This window comes from Dictyoglomus sp. GBS, assembly GCF_055179815.1.
In genome coordinates this window covers 1,388,006-1,400,290 of record NZ_CM143687.1, presented here as the reverse complement: position 1 = coordinate 1,400,290, position 12,285 = coordinate 1,388,006, and the positions used below count along the sequence as shown (strand labels likewise).

7 protein-coding genes are annotated in these 12,285 nt (G+C 34.3%); 6 read left to right on the top strand and 1 reads right to left on the bottom strand.

Going from position 1 to position 12,285, the window contains the following annotated elements; genetic code table 11:
* Nucleotides 1–2 precede the first annotated feature (2 nt).
* A complete protein-coding gene (locus tag ACY3IT_RS07045; RefSeq protein WP_463082247.1) occupies nt 3–1,166 on the bottom strand; it encodes an MFS transporter in 1,164 nt (387 codons plus the stop codon).
* A 96-nt stretch (nt 1,167–1,262) separates the two neighbouring features.
* Here ACY3IT_RS07045 and ACY3IT_RS07040 point away from each other — a divergent pair, with 96 nt between their 5' ends.
* From ACY3IT_RS07040 to fusA, 6 genes are all read left to right on the top strand, one after another.
* On the top strand, nt 1,263–1,544 hold the full coding sequence (locus ACY3IT_RS07040) for a TMEM165/GDT1 family protein (RefSeq protein WP_463082246.1): 282 nt from the start codon (nt 1,263–1,265) through the stop codon (nt 1,542–1,544).
* Between the two features lie 165 nt (nt 1,545–1,709).
* Nucleotides 1,710–4,922 carry a DNA-directed RNA polymerase subunit beta gene (gene rpoB / locus ACY3IT_RS07035; RefSeq protein ID WP_463082245.1) on the top strand — a complete coding sequence of 1,071 codons (3,213 nt, stop codon included), beginning with the start codon at nt 1,710–1,712 and terminating at the stop codon, nt 4,920–4,922.
* A 19-nt stretch (nt 4,923–4,941) separates the two neighbouring features.
* On the top strand, nt 4,942–9,222 hold the full coding sequence (gene rpoC, locus ACY3IT_RS07030; protein WP_463082244.1) for a DNA-directed RNA polymerase subunit beta': 4,281 nt from the start codon (nt 4,942–4,944) through the stop codon (nt 9,220–9,222).
* 104 nt (nt 9,223–9,326) lie between these two features.
* Nucleotides 9,327–9,713: a 30S ribosomal protein S12 gene (gene rpsL, locus ACY3IT_RS07025; RefSeq protein WP_148805443.1), complete on the top strand. Its 387-nt coding sequence runs from the start codon at nt 9,327–9,329 to the stop codon at nt 9,711–9,713.
* Nucleotides 9,713–10,183 (top strand): 30S ribosomal protein S7, encoded by a 471-nt coding sequence (gene rpsG / locus ACY3IT_RS07020; protein WP_463082243.1) that lies wholly within the window; start codon nt 9,713–9,715, stop codon nt 10,181–10,183. The genes rpsL and rpsG overlap by 1 nt, the downstream gene beginning before the upstream one ends.
* A gap of 21 nt (nt 10,184–10,204) precedes the next feature.
* Nucleotides 10,205–12,280, top strand: a complete 2,076-nt coding sequence (gene fusA / locus ACY3IT_RS07015; RefSeq protein WP_463082242.1) for an elongation factor G — start codon at nt 10,205–10,207, stop codon at nt 12,278–12,280.
* The last annotated feature ends 5 nt before the right edge of the window (nt 12,281–12,285 follow it).

The window sequence follows — 12,285 nt, the reverse complement described above, 5'->3', positions numbered from 1 at the left end:
TGTTAAAGAATAAAGATTAATCCTATAGCTGAAAGTATTCCTAAAAATCCTCCAAAAAGAAAAGGGGCAGATGGACCAAAATAACTCCATAAAAGACCTGCTAAAAAGGAGGCTGGGAATAATCCTATACCCACTAAGGTGGCGTGAAGACCAATTACCGTAGCCCTTAAATCTGGTGGTGCGAGATCTGCAATAAGGGCTTTTTCAACTCCTTCTGTAAAGGATATATAAAGTCCATAAAGTCCAAAAAGTAGCCATAAATAGGAAAATTTAGATACAAATCCAAAGCCTAAATATACTAAACCATAGAATAAATATCCTATGATCAAGATTTTTTTGCGTCCTATTTTATCTGATAAAGCGCCCGCAGGAAATGAAAATAATGTATAAACTAAGTTGTATAAAAGATAAAGATAAAGTGCATCAAGCATTGATGCACCTAAATTCTTTGATCTTAAAAATAGAAACTGGTTAGAGGAATTTCCGAGCGTAAATATAAAAGTAAATATTAGAAAAGCTTTCAATCTTTTATCCAGATCCTTCCATTTTATTTTTAAAGTTAATTTAGATGTTGAATTATGTTTCATGGTTTCTTTTGCAAGGAATAATATTAAGACACCAAGAAAGGCTGGGATTATGCTTATTAGTATTATCTTTTTAAAGGTAGGTATGTAAAGAGATAAATTAGAAGATGTTTCTTTGATTCCCAAAGAACTTATTATCCATATGGATATTAGAACCCCAAAAAAAGCCCCAAGAGTATCCATTGCTCTATGAAGTCCAAATGCTTTTCCTCGATTTTCTATAGAAGATTCCGCAATAAGTGCGTCTCGAGGAGCGGTCCTTATTCCTTTGCCAAATCTGTCAAGGAGTCTACCAATAAAAACTCCAATCCATGAACCTGCAAGATATAAAAAGATTTTACCAAAGGCTGAAAGAGCGTATCCTGCTATTGCAATGGGTTTTCTTTTTCTAATTTTATCTGAAATATAACCTGAATAAACTTTTAAAAGAGATGCTATACTTTCTGCAAAACCTTCTACTATTCCTAATATGGCAGGTCCAGCACCTAAGGCAAGAAGATAGAAAGATATTAAAGGATAGAACATTTCTGTGCTTATATCCGTAAGAAAGCTTGCTATACCAGTAATTATCACATTCCACATTTATTTTTTCACCTCCTTGTAAATAGTTTAGACATATATTATACTACTTTTTTACAGTGTATATTTATTTAGTGTATAATATGGAGGTGCTATAAATTGGATTTAAAGAGTAAAATAGAAATACTCTTATTGACTTTTGGAGCTATATTTTTAGCAGAGCTTGGTGATAAAACTCAACTTGCTGTTTTGAGTCTTTCTGTAAAAACAAAACAGCCTTTTTGGGTTTTTTTAGGTGCAGCTTTAGCTTTGTCTTTAATTTCTTTTTTAGGGGCTTATCTTGGTGGTTTATTGACAAGATATATTCCTAAGAGTATATTTGAAAAAGTTGTTGGTATATTATTTATTTTAATAGGAATTTTTATAGTGATAAAAAATTAAAGAAAAAAATCAGAAATAAGAAAAAGAAAGTAAAATAAACCCAAAAGTGAAACATATTTCCTAAATTTTTTAGGAATTTCTTTTTCTTTTTATATTTAAAATATAACCTCTCTATAGTATAATATAGTTTTGTCTAATTACAAAATAGGGAAAAGGAGATGAGGTATGAGGAAAAAGGATTATAATATTACTGTTTTTTGGGATGATGATAGACCTATTTTTCAAAATATTCCTGATCTTCTTAAAATTCAATATGACTCATTTAATTGGTTTTTAAAAGATGGTTTAAGAGAGGTTTTAAACGAAATTAGTCCTATTGAATCAACAAGACAGGGACTTTCTTTGGTATTTGTTACAACAGAAGATGGCATCAAAATCGATCCACCCCAAAAATCTCCTGATGAATGTTTAGAGAAGGGTCTTACTTATGAATCTTCCATATATGTTAGAGCAAGGCTTTACTTTAAGGATGAGAACAAAAACATAAAAGATATTAAAGAACAAATGGTATTTTTGGGAAATATTCCCCAAATGACAGAAAGAGCTACTTTTATTGTAAATGGGACAGAAAAAGTCATAGTAAACCAAATAACAAGATCTCCAGGTGTATTCTTCCAAGAAGAAGGACACAGTATTATAGCAACCCTTATTCCTACGAGAGGTGGATGGATAGAATTCGAACTTGATGGCAATGGAATGATTTTTATTCATCCCAATGGTATTAAAAAATTTCCAGTATCTCTTATCCTTAGGGCTTTGGGATATGAGCTTGATTTCTTTTCACAATATTTAGGAAAAGATGAATTAAGTTATCTTGAAACTACTTTTTCAAGAGATAACGTAAGTGATAGAACTCAGGCAATATTCGAAGCATGTAGTAGATTGAGACCAGGAGATGTTCCAAGCAAAGAGGACGAAGCCTTAAGAGTAATTAAGCAACAATTTTTTGATGTAAGAAAATATAATTTAGGAAAAGTTGGAAGATATAAACTTAATCAGAGGTTAGGTCTAAATATCCCTTTAGATAATTATGCTTTAACTGAAGAAGACTTTGTAGAAATTATCAAAAGAATCACTATGGTTAAAACAGGAAAAGACGATGTGGATGATATTGATCACTTAGGAAATAGGAGGATAAGATCTGTAGGAGAGCTTTTACAAGTTCAATTTAGGGCTGGACTCGCAAGAGTAGAGAAATTAATAAGGGAAAAAATGGCTTTAACTGATCCAGAACAAGCAAGTCCAATAAACTTAGTAAGTACGAGGCCATTGATGGCGGCAGTGAGGGAATTCTTCAATAGAAATCCATTATCCCAATTTATGGATCAAACAAATCCACTTTCAGAACTAGCCCATAAGAGAAGGATAAGTGCATTAGGACCTGGAGGATTAACTCGTGAAAGAGCTACCTTTGAAGTAAGAGATATACATCCATCTCATTATGGTAGAGTATGCCCTATTGAAACCCCAGAAGGTCCAAATGCAGGTTTGATAAACTATCTTTCTACGTTAGCGATAGTAGATGATTATGGTTTTATTAGAACACCATATTATAAGGTAAAAGATGGAAAAATAACTAACGAAATAGTATATCTTTCTGCTACTGACGAGGAGAAATATACCATTGCTTCTTTTGATGTTCATCTCAATGAGGATAAAGAAATAGTTGATGAATTAGTACACGCAAGAAGAAAGGGTAAATTTATTCTCTGTTCTCCTAAGGAAGTGGATTTTATTGGGATTTCTCCATATCAAACAGTGAGTATTTCTACGGCTTTAATACCTTTCCTTGAACACGATGATGCTAACCGTGCTCTTATGGGGGCTAACATGCAAAGGCAAGCTGTCCCCTTAATAAATACAGAGCCACCACTTGTTGGTACTGGTATAGAAGAGACAGTAGCAAGAAATACTGGAGTAATGGTGATCTCAGATGTGGATGGAGTGGTAAAAAGAGTAACTTCATCGGAAATAGTTATAGAGACAGATGATAAAAAGGAGAAAAAATATAACTTAATAAAGTATAGAAGAACAAATCAGGGAACTTGTTGGAATCAAAAACCAATTGTTGAAGTTGGCCAAAGAATTAGAAAGGGAGATATTCTTGCAGATGGTCCATCTACATCCAAAGGTAGACTTTCTCTTGGAAGAAATGTCCTTGTGGCCTTTATGCCTTGGGGTGGTTATAACTATGAGGACGCTATTATTATTAGCGAAAGATTAGTAAAAGAAGATATCTTTACATCTATCCATATTGAGGAATACGAGATAAAGGCAAGAGACACAAAATTGGGCCCTGAGGAAATTACAAGAGATATTCCTAATATAAGTGAAGATGCTATAAGGTACTTAGATAAGGATGGAATAATAATGATAGGTGCAGAAGTTGGTCCTAATGATATATTAGTTGGAAAAGTTACTCCAAAGGGAGAGACCGAGCTAACTCCAGAAGAAAGGTTACTCAGAGCAATTTTTGGAGAAAAATCAAGGGAGATAAAAGATACTTCTTTGAGAATGCCTCATGGTGAATGGGGTAAAGTAATAGATGTTAAGGTTCTTACAAGAGAAAATGATGATGAATTACCTCCAGGAGTAAATAAGATAGTTAAAGTAAGAGTTGCTCAAATTAGAAAGATTTCTGTAGGGGACAAATTGGCTGGAAGACATGGTAATAAAGGTGTAATTGCTACTATATTACCAGAAGAGGATATGCCTTTCTTAGAGGATGGTACTCCTGTAGATATAATATTAAATCCTTTAGGAGTACCTTCTAGAATGAATGTAGGACAGATTCTTGAAACTCATTTAGGATGGGCTGCTAATGAACTCGGTATTTATGCTATAGTACCACCCTTTGATGAGGTATTAGGAGAAAATAGATCTGCAAATCTTGTTAAGGAGATGTTAAGAAAAGCAGGTCTTCCAGAGGATGGACGTGTAACTCTTTATGATGGAAGAACAGGAGAACCTTTTGATCAAAAAATTACCGTGGGTTATATGTATATAATGAAGCTCATACATCTTGCTGATGATAAGATTCATGCAAGATCTGTTGGGCCTTATTCTCTTGTAACTCAACAACCATTAGGTGGTAGAGCTCAATTTGGAGGTCAAAGATTTGGAGAAATGGAAGTTTGGGCATTAGAGGCTTATGGAGCTGCCCATACTTTAGAGGAAATGTTAACCTATAAATCTGATGATGTGACTGGAAGAACTGAAGCTTATTCTGCTATTGTATCTGGAAATCTTATAAAAGAACCAGGTATTCCTGAATCCTTTAAGGTTCTTGTAAGGGAATTACAAGGATTAGGCATAAAAGTCTCAGCCTATATTGGTAATAAATTAGTAAATCTTTATAAGCTTGAGAATGAATCTTAAGGAAGGGGAGGATTAAACCTTGAGAATTAAAGATTTTGATAAATTAGTTTTTGGATTAGCTTCTCCAGAAGATATATTGAATTGGTCTTATGGAGAAGTTAAAAAGCCTGAAACAATAAATTATAGAACTTTTAAGCCTGAAAGGGATGGCCTTTTTTGTGAGAAAATATTTGGGCCAGTCAAGGATTATGAGTGCCATTGTGGTAAATATAAAGGGCAAAGATATGAAGGTATAACTTGTGATAGATGTGGAGTTACGGTTACAAAAAGTGATGTTAGAAGAGAGAGAATGGGGCATATAAAATTGGCGGTACCTGTAGTTCATATATGGTATTTTAAAAATGTACCTAACTATATAGGATTACTTTTAAATATAAGCAGTAAGCAATTGGAAGAGGTTATTTATTACCATTCATATATAGTTTTATCTCCAGGAGATACACCATTACAAAAGATGCAGATTCTTACAGAGGAAGAATATGAAAAAGCTCTGAGCGAATTTGGTAATAGCTTTAAAGTAGGAATGGGTGCTGAAGCCATCAAAAAACTTCTTAAAGAAATAGATCTTGAGGAACTTTCTTATGATTTAAGAAAACAGATAAATGAATTACAAGGACAAAAGAAAGCAAAACTTATTAAAAGATTAGAGATTGTGGAAAGTTTTAGATTATCTGGAAATAAACCTGAGTGGATGATATTAGAGGTATTACCAGTCATACCACCAGATTTAAGACCTATGGTTCAACTTGAGGGAGGAAAATTTGCTACTTCAGATTTAAATGATCTTTATAGAAGAGTGATAAATAGAAATAACAGACTTGCAAAGCTTTTAGAAATAAATGCTCCCGAAATAATTGTAAGAAATGAAAAAAGAATGTTACAAGAAGCGGTAGATGCGCTTATAGATAATGGAAGAAGAGGAAAACCTGTTACTAATGCTAGTGGAAGACCTCTTAGATCCTTATCTGATATTTTAGAGGGTAAACAAGGTAGATTTAGGCAAAATTTATTGGGTAAGAGAGTTGATTTTTCGGGAAGAGCTGTTATTGTGGTAGGACCAGAATTGAAGTTACATCAATGCGGATTGCCTAAAAAAATGGCTTTGGAGCTTTTCAAACCATTTGTAATAAATAAATTAATAGAACATGGTTTTGCTACAAATGTTAAGAATGCAAGGAAAAAAATTGAAAGAGAAACTTCTGAAGTATGGGATGTACTAGATGAAATAATCAAAGAAAAACTTGTTCTTTTAAACAGAGCACCTACTTTACATAGGGTAAGTATTCAAGCATTTGAGCCTAAATTAATAGATGGAAATGCTATTCAGCTCCATCCTTTGGTATGTCCACCATATAACGCAGATTTTGATGGAGATCAAATGGCTGTTCATGTGCCTCTTTCCTTAGAGGCTCAAGCTGAAGCTCGTCTCCTTATGCTTTCTTCTAATAACCTTATTTCTCCAGCTCATGGAAAACCATTAACATTACCAACTCAGGATATAGTTATTGGACTTTATTATCTTACCTTAATGGTACCAGGAAGAGAAGTTGAAAATATAAGATTCTCAAGTCCTGAAGAAGTATTACTTGCTTTAGATGAAAGAAAAGTTGATTTACATTCTAAAGTGTATGTTTATAGAAAAAGCATGGAAGAAGTGTATGGAGTGGAATTTCCTGTTGAAAAAGTTTATATTGAGACTACCCCAGGTAGATTGATTTTAAATGAGGTTTTACCTGATAAATTAAGATATTATAATGGGGTTTTAACAAGAAAAGAAATCAGGAAAATTGTTGAAAAGTGCTTTAGTGAGTATGGTTGGGGAAGGACTGCAGAATTTTTGGATGAACTCAAGAAATTAGGCTTTATGTATGCTACAAAAGCTGGAGTTAGCTTCTCAATTGTGGATATAGAAATACCAAAAGAAGCAAAGGAAAAGGTTATTAAAAAGGCTGAAGAGGAGGCTTTAAACTTACAAAAAGCAGTAGAAAGTGGTCTTTATTCTGAAGAAGAAAGATATCATAGGGCTATTGAAATATGGACTAAAGCAACCGAAGAAGTAAAAGATATAATGCTTGCTAATTTTGATATGCTTAATTCAGTATTTATGATGGCCTTTTCGGGTGCAAGAGGTAATGTGGATCAAGTAAGACAACTTGCAGCAATGCGCGGATTAATGTCTGATCCTTCAGGTAGAATTATGGATATACCAATTAAGTCAAATTTCTATGAAGGACTTACTATGTCAGAGCATTTTATATCATCTTATGGTGCTCGTAAGGGAGTAGTAGATACAGCTTTGAGAACGTCAGATTCTGGATATTTAACAAGAAGATTAGTGGATGTTGCTCAAAGTCTTGTAATAAAAGAAGAAGATTGTGGAACAAATGATGGAATATATGTGGAACCATTAGAAGATGAAGGAAAGATTGTATTAACGCTCAAGGATAGAATTATAGGAAGATTTGTAGCGGAGGATGTCTATACAGATACAGGTGAGCTAATTGTAAGAAGAAATGAATATATAGATGTAGAAAAGGCTAAAAAAATAGAGGCTGCAGGTATAAAAAGAATTAAAATAAGATCTCCTATGACATGTAAAAGTGAAAAAGGTATCTGTCAAAAATGCTACGGTGAAGATTTAGCTATGCATAGAATAGTTAATATAGGTGAGTCTGTAGGTGTTATTGCTGCTCAGTCTATTGGAGAACCTGGTACACAGCTTACTATGAGAACTTTCCATACTGGTGGAGTAGCATTAACCTCTATAAGCCATCAAAATATTCAAGTTAGAGTAACTGGAAATGTAAAATTTGAAAATATTAAATTTAGAGAAAGATTTGAAGTGCTTGGAAAGAAAGAAAAAGTAGTGGTAAGTCCTAAGGCAAAAATAATAATTGAAGGTGTAAATGAAAAAGAAGAAATTTTATTACCGCCTGGTACTGTTTTGTCTGCATACGAAGGGGAAGTTGTAACCAAGGGGATGAGTTTGGGATATATAGAACCTAACTTAAGATATATCATGTCACCATATAATGGTAAGGTATTAAGTGTAAGGAAAGAAAATGGGGAAAATAGAAGATTTACATTTGTAGGGATTAAATATGATCGGGATAGAGGAAAAATTGATTATATATATAACGAAGAATCTCATTATTGGATCTATACTTTAATAATTAGAGGCGATGATGGAAAAGAATATAATGTACCTTTGCCAGAAGGTGCTGGTTTTCTATTTAGGATAGGTGAGAGAATTGAGGCTGGAGAAACTATAGCTGAATATAGTAGAGAAACTGTCAAAATACAAGCATGTAAAGATGGTGAAGTGGTAGAGATTAATGAAGGTAATGGAGAGATTATAGATAATATTGTTGCAACAGGAGAGGCTTATATTATTATAAAAACATCAGATGGTGAAGAAATTTATAGGATTCCACGAGGGTTGAAGATACATGTAAAAGTTGGTTCAAAAGTTGAATTTGGCACAATCCTTGCTTACTTCCCATCCTATCAGCAGAGAACTGCAAAAACTGAAGATATTGTTCAAGGTCTTCCTCGTGTTGAAGAACTTTTTGAGGCACGAAAACCAAAAGGAAGATCAATTATAGCTGGTAAGAGTGGTCTTGTAAAGATTGTAAGAACGAAATCAGGAGAAAAAATTGTTATAGAAGGAGAAGATGGAAGGGATGAACACATTTTACCACCTAATGCTCAATTATTAGTAAAAGAGGGTGATTATGTAACAGTTGGACAAGAATTAACTAAGGGTTATAGAAACCCAGCAGATATTTTAGCTAATGAAGGACTTGCTGCCTTACAAAGATATATTGTGGATGAGGTACAAAAGGTATACACAAAACAAGGAGCAGAAATAAATGATAAACATATAGAAGTAATTGTGAGACAAATGACTAATAGGGTGAGAATAGAAGATCCAGGAGATAGTAACTTTTTGGTTGGTCAGTTAGTTAATAGAGTTACTTTTGAAAAGATCAGGCAGAAACTTGAAGAAGAAGGAAAAGTACCACCTATCGCAAAAGATGTTGTACTAGGTATAACAAAAGCAGCTCTTACAACTGATAGTGTTATTTCTGCAGCATCTTTCCAAGAAACAACAAGAGTTCTTGCAGAAGCAGCAGTAAAAGGTAAAGAGGATCCTTTGGAGGGATTAAAAGAAAATGTTATTATAGGTAGATTAATTCCAGCAGGTACAGGACTATTTAAGAGAATTATTCCTGCAAAATCTCAAGCTCAAAAAGCTGAAGTCTTAGAAAATGGAGGTGAACCAGAAGAAATCTCTTGACAAAATTAAGTATATAATGATAAACTTTTTCGCTTGCTTTTAGGGGCATACTTTTATAGTTGTTAATAAAAATTTCAAAAAGATATAGAGTAGGAGGTGTAATTTTGCCTACCATAAATCAATTAGTAAAAAAAGGAAGGAAGCCAAAAGAGAGAAAAAGTAAATCTCCAGCCCTTATGGGTAATCCCCAGAAAAGGGGAGTATGTATTCGTGTTACTACAATGACTCCCAAAAAGCCTAACTCTGCTTTAAGAAAGGTAGCAAGAGTAAGGCTTACTAATGGAGTTGAAGTGTGGGCATACATTCCTGGTATTGGCCATAATCTTCAAGAACACTCTGTAGTTCTTGTAAGAGGAGGACGTGTTAAGGATCTCCCAGGTGTACGATATCACATTATACGTGGTGCCTTAGATGCTGCTGGCGTTGAAGGCAGAAAACAAGGAAGATCAAAATATGGAACTAAGCGTCCAAAAGAGGGAGGTAAGAAATAATGCCTCGTAGAGGACCTGCTACTCCAAGAGATATTCCGCCTGATCCTGTTTATAATAGTGTACTTGTACAAAAGTTGATAAATAAGGTTATGTTGGATGGTAAAAAAAGTACTGCTGAAAAAATTGTATATGGAGCAATGGAAATAATTAGAGATAAAACAAAGCAAGATCCTTTAACTGTTTTAGAAAAAGCAGTACAAAATTTGACTCCACTTCTTGAAGTAAGACCAAGGAGAGTAGGAGGAGCTACTTATCAAGTACCTATAGAAGTTCCTCCACGAAGAGGCCTTTCTCTTGCTTTAAGGTGGCTTGTAAGAGCTGCAAGAGAAAGAAAGGGTATGCCTATGAGAGAGAGGCTCGCAGCTGAGATTTTAGATGCTCTCAATAATACAGGAGGGGCTATTAAGAAGAGAGAAGAAATGCATAGAATGGCAGAAGCTAATAAAGCTTTTGCTCATTATAGATGGTAATTAAAAAGGAGGAAGATAAAAGTGCCTAGATGTCCACTGGATAAATTAAGAAATATAGGAATAGCAGCTCATATAGATGCAGGTAAGACTACACTTACTGAGAGAATACTGTTTTATACAGGAAGAACTCATAAATTAGGCGAAGTACATGAAGGAACTGCTACTATGGACTGGATGGAGCAAGAAAGGGAAAGAGGAATAACCATAACAGCTGCTACTACAACTTGTCGCTGGAAGGATCATGTTATCAATATAATTGATACACCAGGACACGTAGACTTTACTGTTGAAGTTGAAAGATCAATGAGGGTTTTGGATGGCCTTATTGCTGTTTTCTGTGGGGTTGCTGGTGTACAACCTCAATCTGAAACTGTATGGAGACAGGCTACTAAATATAATGTGCCAAGAATCATATTTGTAAATAAGATGGATAGGGTGGGTGCTAACTTTTTCAGGGTTGTAGAAATGATTGAAGATAGATTAGGAGTCAATGTGGTGCCTGTTCAAATACCTATTGGTAGCGAGGACAATTTTAAGGGTGTTATAGATCTTTTAGAGAGAAAAGCAATTGTTTATTATGATGATCTTGGTATTAAGTGGGAAATTACAGAAATACCTGAAGAGTTAAAGGAACAAGCAGAAGAATACAGACATAAACTTGTTGAAAAAATTGTAGAGCTCGATGACGAGCTCTTAGAAAAATATTTAGAGGGAGAGGATATTCCTGTATCAGAACTAAAAAGGGTGTTAAGAAGAGCAACTATTGAGGGAATATTATATCCAGCATTGTGTGGATCTGCTTTTAAAAATAAGGGGGTTCAGCCCTTGCTTGATGCTGTTATTGACTACTTACCTTCTCCATTGGATTTGCCACCTGTTAAAGGTATAAATCCTATAACTGGAGAAGAAGAGATAAGAATAGTGAGCGAAGATGAATCTTTTGTTGCTCTTGCTTTTAAGGTTATGACTGATCCTTATGTAGGGAGGTTAACTTATTTTAGAGTATACTCAGGTAAATTAGAGAAAGGAAGCTACGTTTATAATTCTACGAAAGGTAAAAAAGAAAGAATTGGAAGGCTCCTTCAAATGCATGCAAATCATAGAGAAGATATTGATGTAGTATATGTGGGAGATATAGCTGCTGTAGTAGGCTTAAAATATACAACCACTGGAGATACTTTATGTGATGAGAATAGACCTATAATTCTGGAAGGAATGTCATTTCCAGAACCTGTTATTTCTGTTGCAATTGAACCTAAGAGTACTGAGGAACAAGATAAACTTAGTCTTGCTTTACAAAGACTTGCAGAAGAGGATCCTACTTTTAGGGTAACTTATGATGAAGAAACAGGTCAAACTCTTATTCATGGTATGGGAGAGTTACATTTGGAGATTATTGTTGATCGTTTGAAGAGAGAATTTAAGGTTAATGCTAATGTGGGTAAACCTCAGGTCTCCTATAGAGAAACTATAAGAAAACCAGTAAAGATAGAAGGAAAATACATTAGGCAGACTGGTGGTAGAGGTCAATATGGGCATGTATGGTTTGATTTGGAGCCTTTACCAAGAGGAAGCGGACTTGAATTTGTTAATAAGATAGTGGGGGGTGTTATACCACAGCAATTCATTCCTGCTGTTGAAGCAGGCGTGAGAGAGGCTGCAGATAGAGGTGTATTAGCAGGGTATCCCGTTACTGATATAAGAGTTACTCTTTTTGATGGGTCTTATCATGAAGTAGATTCTTCAGATATGGCATTTAAGATAGCAGCCTCACAGGCCTTTAAAGATGGTGTTTTAAAGGGTGATCCAGTTCTTCTTGAACCAATAATGAAGTTAGAAATAATTGTTCCTGAAGAATATATGGGTGATGTTATAGGAGATCTTAATAGCAGAAGAGGAAGAATAGAAAAAATTGAATTTATAAATAATTCAAGAGTTATAAAAGCCCTTGTTCCTCTTGCTGAGATCTTTGGCTACGCTACAACTCTCCGTTCGTTAACTCAGGGAAGAGGAATATTCTCAATGGAATTCTCTCATTATGAAGAAATGCCATTAAATATTCAGGAAAAAATCTTATCTTCAAATTTTAAAAAATAATGAAT

Bases quoted from the DNA above. Each gene is read 5' to 3' on its own strand.
- ACY3IT_RS07045 (WP_463082247.1), bottom strand. From the start codon at position 1,166: ATGTGGAATGTGATAATTACTGGTATAGCAAGCTTTCTTACGGATATA.
- rpoB (WP_463082245.1), top strand. From the start codon at position 1,710: ATGAGGAAAAAGGATTATAATATTACTGTTTTTTGGGATGATGATAGA.
- rpsG (WP_463082243.1), top strand. From the start codon at position 9,713: ATGCCTCGTAGAGGACCTGCTACTCCAAGAGATATTCCGCCTGATCCT.